Source organism: Streptomyces sp. NPDC032822, assembly GCF_055578825.1.
Genome location: NZ_JBVIOL010000014.1, coordinates 137157 through 158276 on the forward strand (window position 1 = coordinate 137157; position 21120 = coordinate 158276).

Annotated in this window: 17 protein-coding genes; 12 read left to right on the forward strand and 5 right to left on the reverse strand. The window is 72.6% G+C overall.

The window, feature by feature from the left end; all coding sequences use genetic code 11:
- The first annotated feature begins 119 nt into the window (after positions 1-119).
- From ACZ5VD_RS32600 to ACZ5VD_RS32615, 4 genes are all read left to right on the forward strand, one after another.
- Complete coding sequence (locus ACZ5VD_RS32600) at positions 120-1934, forward strand: FAD-binding dehydrogenase (protein WP_468551519.1); 1815 nt, start codon at positions 120-122, stop codon at positions 1932-1934.
- A gap of 501 nt (positions 1935-2435) precedes the next feature.
- Entirely contained in the window at positions 2436-2876 is a 441-nt protein-coding gene (locus tag ACZ5VD_RS32605) for a DUF485 domain-containing protein (RefSeq protein WP_468551520.1), read from the forward strand.
- Positions 2870-4462 (forward strand): solute symporter family protein, encoded by a 1593-nt coding sequence (locus ACZ5VD_RS32610; protein ID WP_468551521.1) that lies wholly within the window; start codon positions 2870-2872, stop codon positions 4460-4462. The genes ACZ5VD_RS32605 and ACZ5VD_RS32610 overlap by 7 nt, the downstream gene beginning before the upstream one ends.
- Positions 4463-4681: 219 nt before the next feature.
- Complete coding sequence (locus ACZ5VD_RS32615) at positions 4682-5338, forward strand: YceI family protein (protein WP_468551522.1); 657 nt, start codon at positions 4682-4684, stop codon at positions 5336-5338.
- A gap of 34 nt (positions 5339-5372) precedes the next feature.
- On the opposite strand, the gene ACZ5VD_RS32620 is transcribed toward ACZ5VD_RS32615, so the two are convergent.
- Positions 5373-6488 carry an SGNH/GDSL hydrolase family protein gene (locus ACZ5VD_RS32620; protein WP_468551523.1) on the reverse strand — a complete coding sequence of 372 codons (1116 nt, stop codon included), beginning with the start codon at positions 6486-6488 and terminating at the stop codon, positions 5373-5375.
- A 379-nt stretch (positions 6489-6867) separates the two neighbouring features.
- Between ACZ5VD_RS32620 and ACZ5VD_RS32625 the strand changes: the two genes are divergently transcribed.
- From ACZ5VD_RS32625 to ACZ5VD_RS32655, 7 genes are all read left to right on the forward strand, one after another.
- A complete protein-coding gene (locus tag ACZ5VD_RS32625) occupies positions 6868-8247 on the forward strand; it encodes a diacylglycerol/lipid kinase family protein (RefSeq protein ID WP_468551524.1) in 1380 nt (459 codons plus the stop codon).
- Complete coding sequence (locus ACZ5VD_RS32630) at positions 8240-8815, forward strand: phosphatase PAP2 family protein (protein ID WP_468551525.1); 576 nt, start codon at positions 8240-8242, stop codon at positions 8813-8815. Before ACZ5VD_RS32625 ends, ACZ5VD_RS32630 begins: the two co-directional genes overlap by 8 nt.
- Positions 8816-9168: 353 nt before the next feature.
- Positions 9169-10668: a HEAT repeat domain-containing protein gene (locus ACZ5VD_RS32635; protein WP_468551526.1), complete on the forward strand. Its 1500-nt coding sequence runs from the start codon at positions 9169-9171 to the stop codon at positions 10666-10668.
- 248 nt (positions 10669-10916) lie between these two features.
- A complete protein-coding gene (locus tag ACZ5VD_RS32640) occupies positions 10917-12971 on the forward strand; it encodes a galactose-binding domain-containing protein (RefSeq protein WP_468551527.1) in 2055 nt (684 codons plus the stop codon).
- Between the two features lie 76 nt (positions 12972-13047).
- Positions 13048-13656 (forward strand): TetR/AcrR family transcriptional regulator, encoded by a 609-nt coding sequence (locus ACZ5VD_RS32645; RefSeq protein ID WP_468551528.1) that lies wholly within the window; start codon positions 13048-13050, stop codon positions 13654-13656.
- 105 nt (positions 13657-13761) lie between these two features.
- A complete protein-coding gene (locus ACZ5VD_RS32650; RefSeq protein ID WP_468551529.1) occupies positions 13762-14397 on the forward strand; it encodes a maleylpyruvate isomerase family mycothiol-dependent enzyme in 636 nt (211 codons plus the stop codon).
- 142 nt (positions 14398-14539) lie between these two features.
- The gene (locus tag ACZ5VD_RS32655; RefSeq protein WP_468551530.1) at positions 14540-15199 is read left to right on the forward strand and encodes a DUF6629 family protein; all 660 of its coding nucleotides are present in this window, start codon (positions 14540-14542) and stop codon (positions 15197-15199) included.
- On the opposite strand, the gene ACZ5VD_RS32660 is transcribed toward ACZ5VD_RS32655, so the two are convergent.
- Positions 15176-16438, reverse strand: a complete 1263-nt coding sequence (locus ACZ5VD_RS32660; protein WP_468551531.1) for an outer membrane protein assembly factor BamB family protein — start codon at positions 16436-16438, stop codon at positions 15176-15178. The genes ACZ5VD_RS32655 and ACZ5VD_RS32660 overlap by 24 nt on opposite strands.
- A gap of 205 nt (positions 16439-16643) precedes the next feature.
- Here ACZ5VD_RS32660 and ACZ5VD_RS32665 point away from each other — a divergent pair, with 205 nt between their 5' ends.
- Complete coding sequence (locus ACZ5VD_RS32665; RefSeq protein ID WP_468551532.1) at positions 16644-17777, forward strand: sulfite oxidase; 1134 nt, start codon at positions 16644-16646, stop codon at positions 17775-17777.
- Positions 17778-17788: 11 nt separating this feature from the next.
- On the opposite strand, the gene ACZ5VD_RS32670 is transcribed toward ACZ5VD_RS32665, so the two are convergent.
- From ACZ5VD_RS32670 to ACZ5VD_RS32680, 3 genes are all read right to left on the reverse strand, one after another.
- Positions 17789-18442 (reverse strand): hypothetical protein, encoded by a 654-nt coding sequence (locus ACZ5VD_RS32670; protein WP_468551533.1) that lies wholly within the window; start codon positions 18440-18442, stop codon positions 17789-17791.
- Between the two features lie 49 nt (positions 18443-18491).
- Complete coding sequence (locus tag ACZ5VD_RS32675; protein ID WP_468551534.1) at positions 18492-19556, reverse strand: DMT family protein; 1065 nt, start codon at positions 19554-19556, stop codon at positions 18492-18494.
- A gap of 476 nt (positions 19557-20032) precedes the next feature.
- Complete coding sequence (locus ACZ5VD_RS32680) at positions 20033-21064, reverse strand: saccharopine dehydrogenase family protein (RefSeq protein ID WP_468551535.1); 1032 nt, start codon at positions 21062-21064, stop codon at positions 20033-20035.
- Positions 21065-21120 lie beyond the last annotated feature (56 nt).

The window sequence follows — 21120 nt, forward strand, 5'->3', positions numbered from 1 at the left end:
CGCTTTCCTTGACCTTCCCCGGGGATCGACGTGACTGCTACCGTCGGTAACGCGCTGCCGCCTCGGCAGTCCGTCGAGCAACTCCCGTATTCACCGCACTTTTTCGGGAAGGCAGCCCCATGCAGAAACCCGGACACATCCCCGGCGTGGACGCCCCGTCCTCCGCGGGCGTCAGCCGTCGTCAGGCCCTCACGGTGGCGGGTGGCGTACTGGCCGGTGCCGCCCTCGCGGCGCAGTCCACGCCGGTCTTCGGCGCGAGCGCGGCGTACGACGCCGACGCGATCGTCGTCGGCCACGGCCTGGCCGGACTCGTCGCCACCGCGGAGCTGGTGGCGGCCGGCCGCAAGGTGCTGCTGCTGGACCAGGAGCCGGAGGCGAGCCTGGGAGGCCAGGCGTTCTGGTCCTTCGGCGGACTGTTCCTCGTCGACTCGGACGAGCAGCGCCTGATGGGCATCAAGGACTCCCACGAACTGGCGTGGCAGGACTGGCTGGGCACGGCCGGCTTCGACCGGGGCATCAGCGACCCGACCGGTCAGGACTACTGGGGCCACAAGTGGGCCGAGGCGTACGTGGACTTCGCCGCGGGCGAGAAGCGGTCCTGGCTGTCCGGGCTGGGCGTGCGCTGGTTCCCCATCGTGGGCTGGGCCGAGCGCGGCGGCGGGCTCGCGGACGGCCACGGCAACTCGGTGCCCCGCTTCCACGTCACCTGGGGCACCGGCCCGGCGATCGTCGAGCCGTTCGAGAAGAAGGTCCGGGCCGGGGTGGCCGACAGCAAGGTCACCTTCAAGTTCCGGCACAGAGTCGACGAACTGGTGGTCACCGGCGGCGCCGTCACCGGCGTCCGCGGAGCCGTCCTGGAGCCGAGCAGCGTCGCCCGCGGCAAGTCCAGCTCCCGCAAGGTCGTCGGGAGCTTCGAACTGCGCGCTCCGGTCGTGATCGTGACCTCCGGCGGCATCGGTGCCAACCACGACCTCGTACGCCAGAACTGGCCGGCCCGGCTCGGCACCCCGCCCGCGAAGATGATCACCGGTGTGCCCGCGCACGTCGACGGCCGCATGCTGGCGATCACCCAGAAGGCGGGGGGCCGGATCGTCAACCCCGACCGCATGTGGCACTACACCGAGGGTCTGCGCAACTACGACCCGATCTGGCCGGACCACGGCATCCGCATCCTGCCCGGCCCGTCGTCCATGTGGTTCGACGCCACCGGCAAACGCTTCAATACCCCCGACATACCGGGATACGACACGCTCCACAGCCTCAAGTCGATCACCGACACCGGCTACGACTACTCCTGGTTCGTCACCACCCAGAAGATCATGGCGAAGGAGTTCGCGCTCTCCGGCTCCGAGCAGAACCCGGACCTGACCAACAAGGACATCCTGCAACTCCTGTCCCGTATCTGGCAGACCCCCGAGCCGATCGAGCGGTTCAAGAACAAGGGCGAGGACTTCGTCGTCGCCGAGAACCTGAGCGATCTCGTCGCCGGCATGAACAAGCTGACCGGCAAGAACCTGATCCAGCTCGCCGACCTCAAGCGGCAGGTCGAGGCCCGCGACCGCGAGATCGACAACCCGTACACCAAGGACGTCCAGGTCATGGGCATCCGCAACGCGCTGGCCTACCCCGGGGACACGCTCAGCCGCACCGCCTCGGCGCACAAGATCCTGGACACCTCCGCCGGACCGCTGATCGCCGTACGCCTCAACATCCTCACCCGCAAGACCCTCGGCGGCCTCCAGACCGACCTCTCCGGCCGTGTCCTGAACGCCGCGGGCACCCCGATCTCCGGGCTCTACGCGGCCGGTGAGGTCGCGGGCTTCGGCGGTGGCGGGGCGCACGGGTACCGCTCGCTGGAAGGCACCTTCCTCGGCGGCTGCCTCTTCTCCGGCCGTGCGGCCGGCCGGGCGGCGGCAGCGGCCACCGGCACCTGACCGCTCCCCTCGCACCCCTCAGGTACCTCGCACCCCTGCGTTCCTCCCGGCGCCCGCCGTCGGGAGGAACGCAGGGGTGCGCCGGATTCACCCTGCATCCACGTTGTGCACTGCATTTGAGACAACCTGACCGGGGAGTAGGTTCAGACCTGTTCCAGGTGTGCTCCTTTTCGCAGGCCGAGCGGTGCCGCGTGCGCACACGGAAGTGTGCGAATGAGTCAGCGGGGTAATTCGAATCGCTCTCCCGGTTGATAGTTCAACGGGGGCGCTGCAACAATCCCCACTCCCGGCCACGTCGTCACCCACCGACGTATCGGCCGGTCGCCGGACAAGGCCCCACCGCTCGCCGGAAATTCGGCCACGCGAATATCGGATTCACGATTCCCCCCACACACTCCGCACAGTGCGCGAACTCCGGTATGCCCCCGCATGCCCACGAGCGGATGGCCGACCGCTCGAACGAGTCCGCTGCGCGGCGTGCGGCAGCGAAGAAGAAGGTGCATGGTGTCACGGCACTCCACGCGGCTCAGCGGGCCGCCGCCCCACCCCGGAACGGACCCCGGGCCGACGGACCCGCCCTCGGTGTTCCACGAACCCGCCTATCAGTCGCTCCGCCGCGCCCACCGCCGATTCGGGGCGAGGGCCACGGCCGCCGCCGTCGGCGGATTCCTGGCGTACGTCCTGCTGTCCGGCTTCGTACCCGGCCTCATGAACACCCGCGTGAGCGGTCACCTCACCATCGGACTCGCCCTGGGCCTGGGGCAGTTCGTGCTGATGGCCGTGATCGTGTGGCGCTATCTCCTCCACACGCGCACCCGGATCACGCCGCTCGCCCGCGGTCTGCGCGGCCTCGCCCGCCACCAGGAGGAGGCCGCGGCCCGGGAGCGGGCGGCGACCCGGCGGCCCATGGCTCCCCGCGCGGAGGAGTTCCGCCCGTGGTGAGGACCGGTGCCGCGGTCGTCGACCGCTTCAGCCTCCAACTGACCCTCGTGCTCTTCCTGTCCGTGGTCGTGGTCACCCTGTTCACCGCGTTGCTCACCGCTCCGCAACGCGACGAGATCAGCGAGTTCTACCTCGGCGACCGCGCCATGTCACCGCTGCGCAACGGGCTGGCGATGTGCGGGGACTACCTGTCCGCGGCCACCCTCCTGGGCAGCACCGGCCTGGTCGCCCTGACCGGGTACGACGGCCTGCTCTACCTGTGCGGCACCGCCGTCGCCTGGATGATGGTCCTGCTGCTGATCGCGGAACCCCTGCGCAACGCCGGGAACTTCACCCTGGGCGACACCGTCGCGCTGCGCCTCAAGCGCCTGCGGCGCCCGGTCCGACTCGCCCTGGCGGTCTGCACCCTGGCCATCACCACCCTCTACCTGGTCGCCCAACTCGTCGGCAGCGTCGCCCTGCTGACCCAGTTCACCGGCGAGCCCAGCGCCGCCACCCGCACCCTGTGCGTCGTCGTCATCGGCACCATCGTCATCGTGTACGCCGCCATCGGAGGCATGCCCGGAGCCACGTTCATCCAGATCGTGAAGGCCGTCATGCTGATCTCCGGGGTCACCGTGACCGCCGTGATGGTGCTCCACCACTTCGACTGGAACGTCAACGCCCTGCTCGCCGCCGCCGCGGACAACAGCGACTCCGGAACACGGTTCTTGGAACCCGGACTCCGCTACGGCGCCAGCACCACCAGCAAACTCGACTTCTTCAGCCTGCAGTTGGCCATCGTGCTCGGCCTGGCCGCCCTCCCGCACGTCATGATGCGGCTCCTGGCCCCCAAGTCGGGCAGCGTCCTGCGCTCCTCCGTGGTGTGGGCCACGGGCCTGGTCAGCTTCGTCTGTCTGGCCGCCGGCATCCTCGGCCTGGGCGCCACCGCCATCGTCGGCCGGGACACCATCGCGCAGACCGACCGCAAGGGAGACGCGGCCGTCCTCCTGCTGGCCCAGTCCCTGGGCGGCGGAGTCCTCACGGCCCTGCTGTCCTGCCTGGCCTTCGTCACGCTCCTCGCGGTCGCGGCCGGCCTCACCCTGGCCGCCGCCTCCTCCCTCGCCCACGACCTCTACGGCGAGGTGATCCGCAAGGGCAGGGCGACGGAGCGGGAGGAACTGGCCGTGGCCCGGCTCGGAGCGGCCGTCATCGGCATCCTCGGCATGCTGCTGGCCCTGGTCTCCTGGGGCGCCAACACCGCCACACTGGCCTTCCTCGCCTTCGCCATCGCCGCGTCCGCCCTCCTGCCGACCCTCGTCTACACGCTGTTCTGGCGCCGCTTCACCGCACAGGGCGCCCTGCTCAGCCTCTGCGGCGGCCTCCTGAGCTCCGTCCTGCTCGTGGTCTTCTCGCCCGTCGTCTCCTCCACCCCGTCCTCGTTCTACCCGGCCGCCGACTTCGCCTGGTTCCCGCTGCAGAACCCCGGGATCGTCTCCATCCCGGCCGGCTTCCTCCTCGGCTGGCTCGGCTCGGTACTGAGCCGGCCCGAAACCCCCGAAACCTTCGAGGACTTCGAGGTCCGGACCCTCGTGGGAGTCGAGTAGAGGTATTCGACGGGTTTGGTCCGAGAAGTCAGGGAAGAGTGGGCCGACTTACGGTCGGCCCATTCCTGCTGTTCCTTTGAAGCCGGATGGTGAATGTGTGGAGTTTTCGTTCACCGGAGATGACCGGGAAGTGCGCAGGTTGTGCGGTGCGGCTCCGGAAAGCCCAGGAGCCGGACGCAGGCTTGCGGCATCAACTCATGTGCAGTACTCAGGTGAATCATGAATTTGTTCAGCCGTGGCACCTCGCTCCGCCGCCCGGAGTCCGTTGCCGCCCCCCAGCCCGCCGCCGCGTCACCGGCCGCCGCCGCGACTCTGCCGGATCCAGGGCTGGCACCCCTGACCGGTGAATGGGTCATCGACCCCGCGCACAGCAGGATCGGCTTCTCCGTCCGGCACGCCATGGTGACCACGGTCCGAGGGGCCTTCGCGGATTACCAGAGCCGCCTGTACTTCGACGGCCGCGACCCGGCCCGCTCGCAGGCGGAGATCATCGTGAACACCGGCAGCGTCGACACGGGCGTGGAACAACGGGACGCCCATCTGGTGGGCCGCGACTTCCTGGACTCCAGGGCCTACCCCCGTATGCGCTTCACCAGCACCGCCGTACAGCTCGCCGGCCCCGAGGTCTACCGCATGTCCGGCGACCTCACCATCAAGGACGTCACCCGCCCCGTCGTCCTGGAACTCACCTACATCGGCCAGGTCACCGACCCCTTCGGCTACCAGAGGGTCGGCTTCGACGGCACCACCACCATCAACCGCACCGATTGGGGGCTGACGTACAGCACCAAACTGGCCGAAGGCGGCGCCATGGTGAGTGACAAGGTGCGGCTGCAGTTCGACATCGCCGCCATCCGTACCGCGCCGGTCGGCTGATGCCCCGCGGCGGCTCCTTCGGCCCGCCGCCCGGCTACCAGCGCAGCGGAAGGGCCGCGAGACGGTCCTCCAGCAGGCCGGAGATGATCCGGTGGTCGTGGAGCGAGGGGTGCCAGTCGCACCCGAGGTAGTCCAGTGCGGGGTCGTCGTAGTACCAGTGGCGGACCCGGTCGTCGCCCCGCCGGTTGCGCTGCCTGACGATCCGCACGGTGGCGTCGGTGAGCGCCGTCGTGCGGGAGAGGCGGGCGGCGCTGACCAGGATGAAGGGTTTCGGGCCGTACCGGGCGCGCAACTTGTCGAGGAAGCCCTGGTAGGCGGTTTCGTAGGCGGCGACCAGGTCGTCCTCCGTCGCCCAGCGCTCGCCCGGGCGCAGCGGCGTGGAGAAGTCGTTGATGCCCAGGCCGATCACGACGACCTGAGGCCGCCAGGTGCCGGGGTTGTGCCACACGTCGCCCTCGACGTTCAGCAGCGCCCGGTCGTAGTAGGTACGGAAGTCGGATTCGGGGCTGCCGCCGTCGTAATTGCGGACCATGCCCCGGCCGGAGAACGCGTTGATCTGGTGGTCGGCGCCCAGCCGGCGGGCGGTGAGGGCGCCGAAGGCGAGGTCGGCGTTGCTGTTCCGGTTCACCCCTCCGTTGCCCGAACAGTCGCGGGTGTCCGAGGTGTTGCCGTAGCCGGCGGTGAACGAGTCGCCGATGAACTCCATCTGTCTGCTCCGCGCCCGCGGTCCGGGCAGCAGCGCGCCTCCGTGAGCGGCCACGAACCCGCCGAACCGGGCCGCGGCCCACGGGCTTTCGGTGCGCTTGACGAGCCGCACACGGTGCTCGGTGTCGGGGAGGCCGTCGATCCAGGCGACCGTCCGGCCCGGGGTCACCAGGGTGGCGGAGGTCGTCCCGTCGATCTGGACGTCGTAGTCGTTGTCGGGGTCGTCGAGGTCGATCCCTACGCCGGTGCCGCGGAACCGCCCCTCGAAGGAGACGCCGGGCCACGAGTACCGCACCGATCCGTCGGTGTCCCGCTCGACCCGGCCGACCGTGTGGAAGCGGGCCCGGGTGCCGGATGCCCGAGAGGGCGGGGCGAGCGCGGTGACGGCACCCGCCGCGGCGGCGGTGACGAACGTCCTTCTGGACAAGCGACCGGGTGTGGCCATGCGGTCCTCCTGCGGGGTGGGGGACGGGAGAGGAACGGCGAGGCGTGGATGGGAGCGCTCCCATACGTGTGCTATCGAAGGTGGCCGTCCCACGCGTCTCCGTCAACCCCTGGCGCACCGTCTTCGCGACGCGGGCCCGGGCAGGTCCGGCCGACCTGGGGCCGGATCGGCCGGACCCGCCATGAGATCGTTGGCCCACCGGTCCCGAGACACCGCTCCACCCGCTCACGCGGCCGCGGTGCGGCGGACGTCGGGATGCCGAGCCGGCCGGACATGACGACCATGGAGGGAGAACCAGGGCAGGACCCCGAGCACACAGGGAGACCGATGACACCGTGCACCCACGGACCACCGGACCCGGGGGACCGCCCGACGCATCATGAACGCGACCCGAACGACGAGCGAGGCGGGGCCGGACGGCTCCGACAGAGACGAGACGTCGGCACGAGCCCTGGCTCGGCTGGCCGTGCTGTGTGTCGCCGGTGCCGTCGCGGCCGTGGTGGCCGGCGCCGGTCAGTGGATGATCCTGCTTCTCGGCCTGGGCGGTCTCGCCCTGGCGGGCGCGGGCATCTGGTGGGCCCTCGCCCACCGGGGAGCGGCACGCCTGTTCGGCGCCGTGCTGGCGCTCGCCGCACCCGTCGGCGTCCTGATCCTGTACGCCGTGTCCGGACTGTGGGTCGGGGCGGTGGCCGGACTCGCCCTGTGGGCGGCGGGGCTGGCCTGCGCCAGGAGCGCGCTGCGCCACCTGCGTACACCGCACGGCATGCGCTCCCGCTCGGCCAAGGCGGCCCGCCGCCCGGTCCTGATCATGAACCCGCGGTCCGGGGCCGGGAAGGTCGGCAAGTACGACCTGGTGGAGCGGGCCGAAGCGCTGGGCGCCCGGGTGATCCTGCTCGACCTCGACGCCGACCCGGACCCGGTGGCTCTGGCCCGCCAGGCCGTGGCCGAGGGCGCGGATCTGCTCGGAGTGGCGAGCGGCGACGGCACGCAGGCCCTGGTGGCGGGAGTGGCGGCCGAGCACGGTCTGCCCTTCGTCGTCGTGGCCGCCGGGACCCGCAACCACTTCGCCATGGACCTCGGCCTGGACCGCGAGGATCCGGCGAGCGGCCTGGACGCCCTCTCGGACGGTGTGGAACTCCGCGTCGACCTCGGCGAGGTGGCCGGGCAGCCCTTCGTCAACACGGTCTCCTTCGGCACGTACGCCGAGATCGTGCAGAGCCCCGAGTACCGGGACGCCAAAGCCGCCACCGCGCTCGACCAGCTGCCGGACCTCCTCGTCGGCGACGCCGCCACGACCCTGGAGGTGCAGACGGACCAGCAACGTCTCCACGCCCCGCAGACGTTGCTGGTGAGCAACAACCCCTACGTCCGGGCCGACCCCCTCGGCGGCGGGCGCAGACCGCGGCTCGACGGCGGCACCCTCGGGGTGATCGCGGTCCGTGTGGAGGGCGCGGCACAGGCCGCCGAACTCGCGCTGCGCGGCGAACGGGCCAGCAGCATCACGGCGTTGACATCGCGGCGTGTGGTCGTCGAGGCCGACGAGGAGCTCATCGCGGTGGCCGTCGACGGCGAGGCGCTCACCCTGCCCCCGCCCGTGGTGTGCACGGTGCGTCCCGGGGCGCTGCGCGTGCGCGTGCCCCGGCACCGTCCCGGCGCCCCGTACGTCGCGCCGTCCGTCGACTGGCGGCGCGTGGTCCGCCTGGCGCTCGGCCGCAGCCCCCTCTCGTCCCACAAGAACCAGGAGCAGAGCGATGCTTGACCGCCCGTCGTCGGACCACCGCGCGCAGCAGGGGCTGATGCGTGATCTCGCCACCCTCGACCAGGCGCTCTACGAGGCCGTGACGGTCACGAAGACACCCGCGCTGGACTCCGCCCTGCGGCGGCTGTCCGCGGCGGCGGACCACTCGAAGATCTCGTTCGCCGTCGCCGGGGTGCTGGCGCTCTGCCCCGGCCGGCCGCGCCGCGCCGCCGCCCTGGGCCTCGCCGCGATCGGCGTCGCCTCGACCACCGCCAACCTGCTCGGCAAGCGGCTCGTCCGCCGTCCCCGCCCGCACCGCGCCGAGGACTCGCCGTTCCCCGGACGGCACGTACCCATGCCGGCGTCCGCCTCCTTCCCCTCGGGCCACACCGCGTCGGCGGTCGCCTTCGCCGCGGCCGTGGGACCCGCGTTCCCGGCCGCCACGGTCCCGCTCGGCCTGCTGGCCTGCGCGGTGGGCTACTCCAGGATCCACACCGGCGTCCACTATCCGGGCGACGTCGTGGCGGGTGCGGTACTGGGAACGGGCGCGGCGGCGGCGGTCCTCGCGGCGGCCCACTGGGACGACTGAGCGGCGGCGAGTCCCCTCCCGCCGGGGTGGCGGCCTGACGGGGACTCGGGCCGAGGGCGGGACGTCGACTGTGCGTTTTGTGTCCGGGGCGGTCGAGCCGGGGGTGGGGCCGGGGCAGGGGTGGTCCGGTTCGCTGTCTTCTGGGCATGTCCCGTCGCGGTCGTCTGCGGGGCGTGCCGCGGGTGTCGGAGAAGGCCGGGTGCGTCGAGGTGTGGGGGACGGCTCGCCGGTGGCCGGGACGACCCGCGCTCTCCTTCCGACGGCCGCGCTCGCGGTGCCCGAGGCCTTGCGGGCCCGGGGCGCGTGGAGCACAACCTCCGGGCCGCTCGGGAGTCTTACCTTGCGGGGGTGCCATGCAGGCCGAGCATCAGATCGACTACTTCCTGCGGGAGTTGGCCGGAGGTGGAGCGGACCCGGAGCGGCGCGCGGCGGCGGCCAAGGGGCTGGGGAGGACCGGGCGGCCGGAGCATGCCGAGGCTCTCGTACGGGCCGCCGGTGACCGGGCGCCGGAAGTACGGGCCGCCGTGGCCCAGGGCCTCGGCCGGCTGGGGGTGCGGGAGGCGGGTGCCGGGGTGTTGCCGGGGCTGATGGGCGATTCGGATCCGCGGGTGCGGCGCAGGGCCTCGCTCGCGGCGCTCCGGCTGGAACTGCGCGGCCCGGCCGTCACCGAGGCGTTCACCCGGCTGCTGCGTGACCCGGACCACCATGTCCGCATCAACGCGCTGGACGCGTGGGCGGTCCTGGGCAGGCCGGACGACATTCCGGCCGTGGCGGCGCTGCTCGGCGATCCACACGGTGCCGTGTGGGGACGCGCCCGCCACCTGCTGTGGAGGTACGAGGACGATCCCGTCGTCCGGGCCGAGGTGTGGCGGACGGCGACGGACGGGGTGGGGGCCGCCCGGGCCCGGGCCCTGGTCATGCTGCCGGCCGACCGCACCGCGCAGCTGATGGACTCGCTGCTCACCGGGTTGCGGGACCCGTCCCCGGAGGTACGGATCGCGGTGGCGAGACGTCTGTCGGACACCCGTTCCGACACGGCGGAGGACGCGCTGGCCGCGGCCCTCGACGCCGAACGGGATCCGGAAGCGGCGGCGGTGCTCCTCGGCAGCCTCGCCTGGCGAGGTGACCGGCGGGCCGTCGGACCGGCGGTGCGCTGGCTGCGCGACCCGCGGACCGGCCCCTGGGCCGCACGCGCCCTGGGCGACCTCGACACCTCCGCCGCGGCCGAGCAGCTGCGCACGGCACTCGACGACCGGACGCTGACCGGCGCGACCCGGGGCGCCGCCGCGGTGGCCGTAGGGAAGTCGGGGGCCTGGGACGCCGTATGGCTGCTGCTCCCGCTGCTCGACGACCCGGGCGCCGAGGTGCGCGCCGGTGCCGTGGAGGGGCTCGGCGCACGGGTTCATGACGGTCTGCGGCTGTGGGAGCGTCATGCGGTGGCCTGGGCGCTCGTCGCCCACCTGACCGACGACGAGGGCGACGTCTGGCGGACCCGCAACGCGCTCGACGGACTGCCCCAGGCGCTCTCCGCGGTGCGGCACCTGGCCGACGACGGGCCCACCGCGGACGTCCGGGCCGCCGCGCTCTCCCTCCTGGAGGCGGACGACGCCGACGACGCGAACACCCGTGGGGACGTACGCCGTTTCGTGCGGGGCCTGGACGACCCGGACGAGCCCGTCCGCTACCACGCCGCGCTCGGCCTCACCCGCTGGGCGAAGGCCACGGGCGGCCTCCTCGCGGACAACAGGGCCGTACGCGACCGGCTGTTCGCCCTCGCCACGGACCCCTCGCCCCGTCTGCGCCAGGCCGCCACCGGCACGCTCGCCGCCCTGCCCGCCGATCCGGGCGGCTGACCCGCCGGGTGGCAACCGCTCCTGGACGCCGGGTGGTTGCCGACCCGGAGGGGTGTTCCTTCCCAGGCCGTGCCCCCAGCCGAGATCACGTCATCAGGTCAATTGACCCGGACTCTTGACTCGGAATCCCCCAGTCGCGATCCTCATCGCATATGTTGCGCCGGTCATGACAATCCCGCCTTCGGATCCGGGACCGTCCGTGTCCTCGACCGCGCCACCCCGCCGACCGAGGGACGTGGGCAGTGACCATGGCTGGACGCCCGTACCGCAGACACAAAGACGTCACCGTCGTGTCGTTGCTCCTTCTCGTGCTGGCCACGATCCTCGGCCCGACGCCGAGTTCGGCGGCCGGCGCCGAATGGTGGCTGCCGACCTCCCGCCCCGCCGTCGAAGCACAGATCAACGTGACCGGCGAGCCGTTCACCGGGACCAACTCGGCAGGAGACGTACGGGGGTTCGTCGACGCGCACAACCACCTGTTCTCCAACGAGGCCTTCGGCGGGCGGCTGATCTGCGGCAAGGTGTTCTCCGAGGCGGGCGTCGCCGCCGCGCTCAAGGACTGTCCCGAGCACTACCCCGACGGCAGCCTCGCCCTCTTCGACTACATCACCCACGGCGGTGACGGCAAGCACGACCCGGTCGGCTGGCCCACCTTCAAGGACTGGCCCGCCTACGACTCGATGACCCACCAGGCGAACTACTACGCCTGGGTGGAGCGGGCCTGGCGCGGTGGCCAGCGCGTCCTGGTCAACGACCTCGTCACCAACGGCATGATCTGCTCGATCTACCCGTTCAAGGACCGCAGTTGCGACGAGATGACGTCGATCCGGCTGCAGGCCAAGCTGACCTACGACCTCCAGGCCTACATCGACAAGCAGTACGGCGGCACGGGCAAGGGCTGGTTCCGGATCGTCACCGACAGCGCGCAGGCCCGACAGGTCATCCAGCAGGGCAAGTTGGCGGTCGTCCTGGGGGTCGAGACCTCCGAGCCGTTCGGCTGCAAGCAGATCCTCGACATCGCGCAGTGCAGCAAGGCCGACATCGACAAGGGGCTCGACGAGCTGTACGCGCTGGGCGTGCGCAGCATGTTCCTGTGCCACAAGTTCGACAACGCGCTGTGCGGCGTCCGCTTCGACGAGGGCGGCCTCGGAACGGCCATCAACGTCGGGCAGTTCCTGTCCACCGGCACCTTCTGGCAGACCGAGAAGTGCACCACCGCGATGCACGACAACCCCATCGGCACCGCCGCCTCCGAGGCGGAGGACGACCTGCCGGCCGGCGCCGAGGTCCCGGAGTACAACGACAACGCCCAGTGCAACACCCGCGGGCTCACCGGTCTGGGTGAGTACGCGGTGCAGGGCTTGATGAAGCGCAAGATGATGCTGGAGATCGACCACATGAGCGTCAAGGCCACCGGCCAGGCGCTCGACATCTTCGAGGCCGCGTCCTACCCGGGCGTGCTCTCCTCGCACAGCTGGATGGACCTCAACTGGACCGAGCGGGTCTACTCGCTCGGCGGCTTCGTCGCCCAGTACATGCACGGCTCCGAGGAGTTCAGCGCGGAGGCCGGGCGCACGAACGCGCTGCGCGAGAAGTACGACGTCGGCTACGGCTACGGCACCGACTTCAACGGCATCGGCGACCATCCCGCCCCGAGCGGCTCGGACGCCGCGGAGAAGGTCACGTACCCCTTCAAGAGCGTCGACGGCGGCTCGGTCATCGACAAGCAGACCAGCGGCTCGCGCACCTTCGACTTCAACACCGACGGTGCCGCCCATGTCGGCATGATCCCGGACTGGATCGAGGACATCCGGCTCGTCGGCGGCCAGGACGTGGTGGACGACCTCTTCCGCGGCGCCGAGTCCTACCTCGGCACCTGGGGGGCGGCGGAGAAGCACCAGGCGGGCGTCAACCTCGCCAAGGGCCGTTCGGTCACTGCCAGTTCGGCCGAGTCGAACCCGTTCACGAGCTACGCGCCCGGGCGGGCCGTGGACGGCGCCGACGACACCCGCTGGGCGAGCGACTGGAGCGACGACCAGTGGCTGCAGATCGACCTGGGCTCCACCAACCTGGTCGGCCGCGTCACCCTCGACTGGGAACGGGCGTACGGCAAGTCGTACCGCATCGAGCTCTCCACCGACGGGGCGAGCTGGCAGACCGCCTGGTCCACGACCGTCGGCGACGGCGGCCTGGACACGGCCCGCTTCACCGGCACCCCGGCCCGCTACGTCCGCGTCCTGGGCCTGGACCGTGGCACCGACTGGGGATACTCGCTCTACGAGGTGGGCGTACACAGCAGTTGACGGACCGTCCCGCCGGTCCCCGGGAATGTCCGGGGACCGGCGGGACGAGCTGCGAGGGTGAGGACGGGACGCGCATATGGCTCGGATGCCGTTGGTCGAACGGCGCCGACAGCTGACGGAAGCGGCGATCAGGGCGATGGCCCGCGACGGCGTCGCCAGGACGACGACACGGTCCATCGCGGGCGAGGCGGGCGTGTCCCTGAGCGTCTTCCATTACTGCTTCGACTCCAAGCAGGCCCTGATCGAGTCCGTCATCACCACCATCACCGACCACTACGTCACCCTGGTGCAGGAGGCCCTGCGTCCGAGGGCCACCCTTGAGGACACCGTCCGGGCCGCGTTCCAGGCGTACTGGGACCATGTGCGCGCCCATCCCGACGAACACATGCTCACCTACGAACTCACCCAGTACGCCCTGCGCCAGCCCGGGTTCGAGCATCTGGCGCGACGCCAGTACGAGCTCTACGCCGACGCGTACACCCGGCTCATCGACCAGCTGCGCCGGGACATGGACCTCCGGCTCCGCGTCCCGGTGCCCGTGCTGGCCCGCTATCTGGCCGCGATGACCGACGGCCTGACCCTCAACTTCCTCGTCCTCGGCGACGAGACCACCTGGACCGACATCCTCGACACGGTCAGCGCCCATGTCGCCGGGCTGGTCCGGGACGACACCCCCTCCCCGTGAAGGTGACGCGCGTCACTCCTTGAGGTCGGTCAGTTCTCCCGTGGACCGTGGTCAGAGCAGCGACATCGGCGCAGCCGGCCGCAACGCGCACGAGGAGTGTTGGACATGGACCGTGACCTGGTTCTCCGCCGGACCGAGGCCGAGAGGCTGAGCCTCGCCGACTTCCTCGACGCGCTGGACGTCGACGACTGGCAGGAGGCCTCGCTCTGTGCCGGCTGGACCGTGCACGACGTGGTGGCACACCTGACGCTGTCGACGCGCAGCACGCTCCTCGGCACCATCAAGGGCGCGGTCCGAGCACGCGGGGACTGGAACCGGATGGAGTTCGACCTGGCCAGGGAGCGGGCCGGCCGGTTCGGGGCGGCGGAACTCGTCGCGCAGATCCGTGAGACGGCCGGTTCCGCGCACCGGGCTCCGCTGAGTGCCCCGTTGGACCCGCTCGTCGACATCCTGGTCCACGGGCAGGACATCGCCCGCCCCCTCGGGCGGGTGCGCGCCATGCCCCCGCAGGAGACGATCGCCGCCCTCGGGCACGTCGTGGCCAGCCCGTTCTACGGGGCCCGTCGACGGCTGAGAGGGGTACGGCTGGTGGCGACCGACGTGGACTGGACGACGGGCAAGGGCCCGGACGAGGTGCGGGGACCGGTGGGCGACCTCCTCCTGCTGGCGACCGGGCGGCCCGCCGGACTGGCAGGGGTGACCGGGCCGGGCACCGAGCGGCTCGCCACCGCACTGTCGTAGCGGACCCGGCCCGGCCCGCGTGCCGTCGCGGGTGGCGATCGGGGTGCGGCCCTCGTGTCACGGCGGCCGACGGCCGGGGGCGACGTAGCGTGCTGCCTACGGCAGGGCGGATACACGCGACGGTCGATCCCATGGTGGCGTGATGTGTTGGAGTGCGACGGCTGATCTTGCGGCGGGCATCGGGGTCGCGGCGGTCGGCGCGGCCTGTGTGGCGCGGGTGCGCAGCCGCCGCGACCTGCCGCTCGCCGCACTGCCCCTGATCCTCGGGGCCCACCAGATCGCCGAGTCGGCGGTCTGGGACGCCGACGGGGGCAGCGGGCCGGCCACCGTGGTCTGGGCCGTCATCGCGCTGCCGTTGCTGGCGGTGTGGGTGCCCGGCGCGGTGCTGTGCGCCGCCGCGGCGCCCGCCCGGCCCCGGCTGGCCGTCCTGCTGGCGGTCGGGACCGCGACGGCCGCGATGCTCGCCCACGGCCTGGCCACCAGCCCGGTGACGGCCGAGATCCGGGGCCGCACGGTCGGCTACGCCGTCGACCTCTCCCAGGCCCGTCTGCTGATCGCGGGCTACCTCCTGGCCACGGTGGGCTCCTTCGTGCTGTCGGGTGACCGGCGGCTCGTGGCGCTGGGGGTGTTGATGGGGTCGGGCGCGCTGGTCTGCTGGGCCGCGTGGCGGCTGGAGTTCGCCTCGACGTGGTGCGCGTTCGCGGCCGTGGCCTCACTGCTGCTGCTCGGCTGGGTACGCCGACGCCCGCCGGCCTCGCCCCTGTCGCCCGCCCCGGACTCACGGCAGCGGTACGGAACGTAGCTCGTGGCCGGTCGTCGGCTGCACGACGACATGGCCGAAGTCGCCTCCCGGGGCGACGAGGTGGGGGAACACGCTTCCGCGGGCCTGCGGGTACGGCGGTGACATACGTGGCGCGGCGGTCCCCGTTCCGTCCGGTCCGGCCCGCAGGTCGATCGTGATCACGCGCCCCCTGGTGTCGTCGTTGTCCGGGGTGAAGGTCACGAACCGCTCGCCGACCAGGCCGGCTTCGCGCGTGGTGGTGGCGTAGCTCCACAGTCTCCGGTGACGGTCGAGGTCGTAGGCGTTCCAGGTTCCGGCGCCCGGATCCTCCGCGCTGTCCTCGTACAGCATCAGCACCCCGTCGGCCGAGATCAGACCGCGTTCCGGCTTCATGCCGGTGTCCTCGGCGGTCGGGAGCGGTCGGAGGTCGGCCGGGTCGAGGCGACGCAGCGGCGGGAAGGTGTCCTCGGCGGAGTGCGGGCTGCCGGTGCACACCAGGTGGTGGGTGCCGGAGACGAGGTGGGGGCAGACGGCGCCGGCCGGGCTGGTGGCGACGGTCCGGCCGGTGCGGCCGGCCCGGGCGGTGACCCGCGCCCCGTCGGTGGTGTATACGCGACCGCCGAACGCGGCGAGGCCGTCGTGGGGATCCGCGTCGACGCTCCGCCGCCACAGGGCCGCACCGTCGGACGCCCGGAAGGCGCCGAGGGTGGTGTCCACCGAGCCGTCCGAGCCGGCGGCGCCGGTCGAGTCGAGCGCGTAGAGGACCCCGTCGGCCGCCGTGACGGCGGCGTACGCCCGCCCGGTGGGCAACCGGTGGGACCAGGCGGCCGTGCCGGCCCGCAGGTTCGCGGCGCGCAGCTCACGGCCCGCGCCGGTGACCGCGCGTTCGTCGGCCGGGTCGACGGCGAGGACGACGCTCGCGGCCTTTCCGGTGGCCGGTACGGTCCAGGTGATCGAGCCGTCGGCCCGGGACCGCCCGACGATCCCGCCCGAGGCGGTGCCGCAGACGACCTGGTGGGCCGTGGCCGCACAGCCGGCCGAGGCCTCCGGGCCGGAGAGCGGGGTGGTCCAGGCACGCCACGGGCCCCGGACGGCCACGGTCGTGGGGGAGGGCCGGGGAGCCGAAGCCGCCGCACCGGACCCGGACGGGGAGGCAGCCGTACGCCCCGACCCGGCGCCCGAGCACGCGGCCAGCACCAGCGCGCACAGGACGGCCCCCACCGCGGGCGCCGCTTCTCGCACGTACCGAACCCGTCGCATCAGCAGCCCCTCGCGTCGAGTTCCCATGCTGGCAGACGCGACGGCCTCGACACATCCCGGGCGCGGCCCCTCGTCGCGGCGGCGACGTTCCCCGCCCGGGACGGGGCGTGGCTCTCGCGGGTTCCGGGGCCCTCGGCGGCGCCTGTACCGGGCCGGTGGCCTCCTCGACCGGGCCCGGTCCGGGCCGCGGGAGCACCATGGAGTCATGGACAGCCACGGAGCCATCGGTGAGGCCGGTTCACTGGCCCGCGTCAGCCCGCCCGGGCGCGTCGCGGACCCCGAGGAAGGCATCAGCCACGAGGAACTCGCCCTCGCGGCCCGCAATCACGGTCTCCCCCTGGAGGCCCTGCGCTACGAGGTGACCCCACCCGGCCTCCACTACGTGCTGGTCCACTACGACATCCCGGCCACCGAGGCGGACACCTGGACGCTCACCGTGCGCGGCCGTGTCCACACGCCCCTGGCCCTCGACCTGAGTGCCCTGCGCTCCCGCCCGTCCGTCACCCACCGCGTCACCATGGAGTGCGCGGGCAACGGCCGGGCCCGCCTCACCCCGCGGCCGGTGAGCCAGCCCTGGCTGGTCGAGGCGGTCGGCACGGCGGACTGGACCGGCGTACCCCTGCGGACCCTGCTCGCCGAGGCCGGCGTGGCAGCGGACGCCGTGGAGGCGGTCTTCACGGGAGTCGACCACGGCGTGGAACGCGGTGTCGAGCAGGACTACCGGCGCAGCCTGCCGCTCACCGATGCCACCGCCCCGGACCCGGAGGTCCTGGTCGCGTACGAGATGAACGGCGCCCCGCTGCCGCCGCAGCACGGACACCCGCTGCGCCTGGTCGTTCCCGGCTGGTACGGCATGGCCCATGTGAAGTGGCTGCACGACATCACGCTGACCGACATCCCGTTCACCGGCTTCCAGCAGACGGTGGCGTACCGCTACCGCAGGTCTCCCGACGAACCGGGCGACCCCGTCACCCGGATCGCGCCCCGCGCCCTGATGATCCCGCCCGGCTTCCCGGACTTCATGTCCCGCACCCGGGTCGTCCGCCCCGGCCCGCTGCGGTTGGAGGGCCGTGCCTGGTCGGGTCGCGCACCGGTCACGAAGGTCGAGGTCAGCGTCGACGACGGCGACCGGTGGCAGGAGGCCGAGCTCTCCCCGCCGGACGGACACCCCTGGGCCTGGCGCCACTGGCACGCGCCCTGGACCGCCACCCCCGGCCCTCACCTCCTAACGGCCCGCGCGACCGACGCCGAGGGCACCGCCCAGCCGCTCACCCCGCCGTGGAACCGGGGCGGGTTCGGCAACAACCTGGTCCAGCGTGTACCGGTGGTCTGCCTGTAGGTACGGGGTGTTCAGCCGTGGCGAGGGTCCTGTCGACCGTGCGGCCGGCTCCGCGGGTGGCGGGTCGCCAGCCATACGCCCGCGCCCGGCGCGACGGGCACCGCGCGTGGCGCGCGGAACCCGAGGGGCCGCAACGGGTCCAGGTGGCGCGCGGAGACCGTGACCGTGACGGCGATGGCGTCGTCATCGTCGACGGCACGCAGCCCGGGGGCCAGCAACTCGGCGACCACGCCACGGTCCCAGGCCTCTGTCTCGCCCGGCGCACAGACGGTGACCACCGTCCAGTGCGGCACGCCGGGCCCGGCCACCTTCAACGCCGTCTCCAGCACCGGGCGTTGGGGCGGGCAGGTGGCGAGTTCGCGGGAGAGGAGGCTGCTGAACCGGGTGTGAGGAGGCTCCACGCCGGCCCCGGGCGGCAGCCAGACGGCAGCCGCGAGGAGGGCTCCGTCGTCCCGTTCGGCCACCCACACCTGGCCCTCTTCGAGGGCGTGGTGGGCGAGCATCAGCCGCATGGCGCGCCGGGCCTGTTCCCAGTCGACGACGGCGTCGCCGCCCGGATGCGTGGCCGGGGAGGGGGACGGGGCGAAGAGGCGTACCACCGCGGGGACGTCCACCAGTTGGGCCATGCGCACGGCGGTTCGGGAGGACAGCTGAAGAGTCGTCATGGGCGGGCTCATCGTCGGGCTCATGTTCGGGGTCTTCCTTTCGCGTGGGTCAGAGGGACCGGCCGGAGCCGGTCAGTTCGGCGGCGGCGACCGGCCGCCGCGGCCCGGAACGCGGGAGCCGGACGGGGCGCGGACCGGGCGAGGGGGCCGGTGCGGCGACCGCGACAGCCGGAGCGGAAATCCGGGTCGAGGCCGGTACCGGGCGCCGAACACGCGGCCGGGCGAGGGTGATCGGCCGGCCGGCACGGTGTCCGTCACCGCGTCCGTCACCGTGTCCGCGTCCCGGATGGTCGTGGCGGGGCTCGGGACGGCTGAGCAGGGTCACGCCGTGGGCCGCCGCCGCGGCACCGGCAAGCGCCAGCAGGGTGCCCGTGGCGCCGTACCGGAAGCCCTCGCCGAGCAGCGTGAGGCCGATGGCGGACGCGGCGACCGGGTTGACGAGGGTGAGCACGGCGAGGGGACCGCCGAGGCCGTGGCGATACGCCTGCTGGGACAGCAGCAGTCCGGCCGCGGCGAACGCGACGGTCAGGGCCGCGACCAGTGCGCCGCTCCAGGAGAGGGCGGGTCCGACGGCGAGCTTCTGCGCCAGGGTGGAGCCGACCCCCGAGGCGATGCCGGATGCCGCGGCGAACGCGAGGCCGCTGAGGGCGGCGCGGGTCGAGGCGAAGCGGACGAGCAGCGCGATCACCCCGGCGGCGGCGAGGACGACGGCGAGGACCTGGGCGCCGTCCAGGGTGTCGTCCGGCCCGGAGGCCGAGGACGCCACCGTCAGCAGGGCGATCAGTCCGACGAGCGTGAGGACCATGCCGCGCCACTGGATGCGGGAGGTGTGGCGCCCCGTCACCAGTGAACCCAGGGGCACCGCCATGACGAGGCTCAGCGCCCCGAGCGGCTGCACCAGGGTCAGCGGCCCGTATCGCAGGGCGACCACGTGCAGCAGCGCGCCCGTCGCGTTCAGGCCCACCGACCACCACCACGAGCCGCGGGCCAGCGCGCCGCGCACGCTCGCGGTGTCGGCGGCGGTCCGTTCCTGGACCACGGCGGCAGCGGCGTAGGCGATGGCGGAGACCAGCGAGAGGGCGACGGCCAGGAGTACCGGAGAGAACGTCGTCACCGGGCCACCTCCTCGATGCTCGATACGAAACGGTTTCGTACCGATAGGCTACGGAGCGGCTGAGCGAAACGCAAGCGTTTTCTTAGGCGGCACCCCGTGCGATCAGGCTCTCGGTGCAATCGAACGCCGTTCGCCGGGCGGGCCGTGGCTGCCGTCGAGGAGGGCCCTGGCCTGCTGGGCGCTGTGGCGGATCGACCCGGCCCGCGGCGCGAGGAACGGCCGCGGCGCGTCCTCACGCCCATCACCGGCGGACTCAGGGCGACGCCGCCGACCCCGGCCCGACTTCGGACTGAGGGACTTCCGGTACACGGGAGCGCCCCCGCACGCAGGCGCCGTTGCCGGCCTGGGGCGCCGACGGCAGTCCCGACGTCGCCCACCATCCGATCTCCGCGGCGCGGTCGACGACCCGGTGGCCGCCGGTGCGACACCACCGCCCGCCGCATCCGCGAGGGGTGCGCGCCCGCCCTCCGGTGACGTCAGTGATCCAGGGACAGGGAGATGTGCGGGGACAGCGAGCGGAGGAAGTCGGGGGCGTCGAAGATGTGGCCGGCGGAGGCGACACCGACCGTCCTGGTCCGGCCCGCGAGGATGCGGTGGACCGCTTCCACCGCGAGCGGCGCGCTGACGGCGTAGATGTCCCGGCCCCTGGCCACGGCGCGTCGCTCCGTGCCGCCGGAGCGTACGACGACGTCGACGAGGAAGGTCTGCGCGGACCGGCCACGCTCGTCGAGCGCTTTTGGCGCCGAGGCGCCCGGGGCCGACAGGTCGCCGGCCGCCTCGGTCGTCATATAGGTGCGCACCTCGGGGACGGACAGATGGCTGGGGACGGTGACGACGTCGGTCATCGTGAACTCCCCGATGACGGTCCGGGTGCCCAGCGGTTCGGGGAAGGGCCACTTCAGGACGGGCAGTTCGTCATGGTGGTACCGCAGTCGTCCGCCGGTGTAGCGGACGTGACGGCCCTCGCGCCGCTGCCGGGACACCTGGCCCGCGGCGAGCGTTCCGGCGGTGGGATGCCAGCTGTCCAGCCCGTACGCGAGGTGCGCCTCGTCGGCCGCCGTCCAGTCGCCCATCGCCGCGGTGACGAGCAGGTCGCCGAGACCGCCGTAGAAGGCCATCGCGGGTACGACGACCGCTCCCGCGGCGCGGGCCCGCTCCGCGAAGTGCGCGAACGTGTCGACATTGGTCTCGATCTCCGCCGCCACGTCCACATACGGGATCCCCGCCCGCAGCGCCGCCTCGATCACGGGCGCGGCGGTCGTGGCGAAGGGCCCGGCGCAGTTGATCACGGCTGCCGCACCGGCCAGCGCGCGGTCCAGCGAGGCCGGATCGTCGACCGAGGCCGGCCGGACGTCCCCTCCGGGACCGGACGCCGCGAACGCCCGCAGCTTCTCGGGGTCCCGCCCGGAGAGCACCGGAACGAACCCGCGATCCCGCAACTCCGCCACCACGAACCGCCCGGTGTGCCCGTACGCCCCGAACACCGCCACCGTCTGCCCCGACCCCATGAGTTCTCCCCGTTCTCGCACTGTCCGCGTCGTTCTCGGACCACCGTGTTCTCGAC

What these genes read in the sequence shown, in the direction of transcription:
- ACZ5VD_RS32630 (WP_468551525.1), top strand. Translation starts at nt 8,240, where the DNA reads ATGCTTGACCGCCCGTCGTCGGACCACCGCGCGCAGCAGGGGCTGATG.
- ACZ5VD_RS32670 (WP_468551533.1), bottom strand. Translation starts at nt 18,442, where the DNA reads ATGACGACTCTTCAGCTGTCCTCCCGAACCGCCGTGCGCATGGCCCAA.
- ACZ5VD_RS32660 (WP_468551531.1), bottom strand. Translation starts at nt 16,438, where the DNA reads ATGCGACGGGTTCGGTACGTGCGAGAAGCGGCGCCCGCGGTGGGGGCC.
- ACZ5VD_RS32680 (WP_468551535.1), bottom strand. Translation starts at nt 21,064, where the DNA reads ATGGGGTCGGGGCAGACGGTGGCGGTGTTCGGGGCGTACGGGCACACC.
- ACZ5VD_RS32620 (WP_468551523.1), bottom strand. Translation starts at nt 6,488, where the DNA reads ATGGCCACACCCGGTCGCTTGTCCAGAAGGACGTTCGTCACCGCCGCC.
- ACZ5VD_RS32605 (WP_468551520.1), top strand. Translation starts at nt 2,436, where the DNA reads ATGGTGTCACGGCACTCCACGCGGCTCAGCGGGCCGCCGCCCCACCCC.
- ACZ5VD_RS32600 (WP_468551519.1), top strand. Translation starts at nt 120, where the DNA reads ATGCAGAAACCCGGACACATCCCCGGCGTGGACGCCCCGTCCTCCGCG.
- ACZ5VD_RS32655 (WP_468551530.1), top strand. Translation starts at nt 14,540, where the DNA reads ATGTGTTGGAGTGCGACGGCTGATCTTGCGGCGGGCATCGGGGTCGCG.
- ACZ5VD_RS32625 (WP_468551524.1), top strand. Translation starts at nt 6,868, where the DNA reads ATGAACGCGACCCGAACGACGAGCGAGGCGGGGCCGGACGGCTCCGAC.
- ACZ5VD_RS32665 (WP_468551532.1), top strand. Translation starts at nt 16,644, where the DNA reads ATGGACAGCCACGGAGCCATCGGTGAGGCCGGTTCACTGGCCCGCGTC.
- ACZ5VD_RS32640 (WP_468551527.1), top strand. Translation starts at nt 10,917, where the DNA reads ATGGCTGGACGCCCGTACCGCAGACACAAAGACGTCACCGTCGTGTCG.
- ACZ5VD_RS32650 (WP_468551529.1), top strand. Translation starts at nt 13,762, where the DNA reads ATGGACCGTGACCTGGTTCTCCGCCGGACCGAGGCCGAGAGGCTGAGC.
- ACZ5VD_RS32615 (WP_468551522.1), top strand. Translation starts at nt 4,682, where the DNA reads ATGAATTTGTTCAGCCGTGGCACCTCGCTCCGCCGCCCGGAGTCCGTT.
- ACZ5VD_RS32635 (WP_468551526.1), top strand. Translation starts at nt 9,169, where the DNA reads ATGCAGGCCGAGCATCAGATCGACTACTTCCTGCGGGAGTTGGCCGGA.
- ACZ5VD_RS32645 (WP_468551528.1), top strand. Translation starts at nt 13,048, where the DNA reads ATGGCTCGGATGCCGTTGGTCGAACGGCGCCGACAGCTGACGGAAGCG.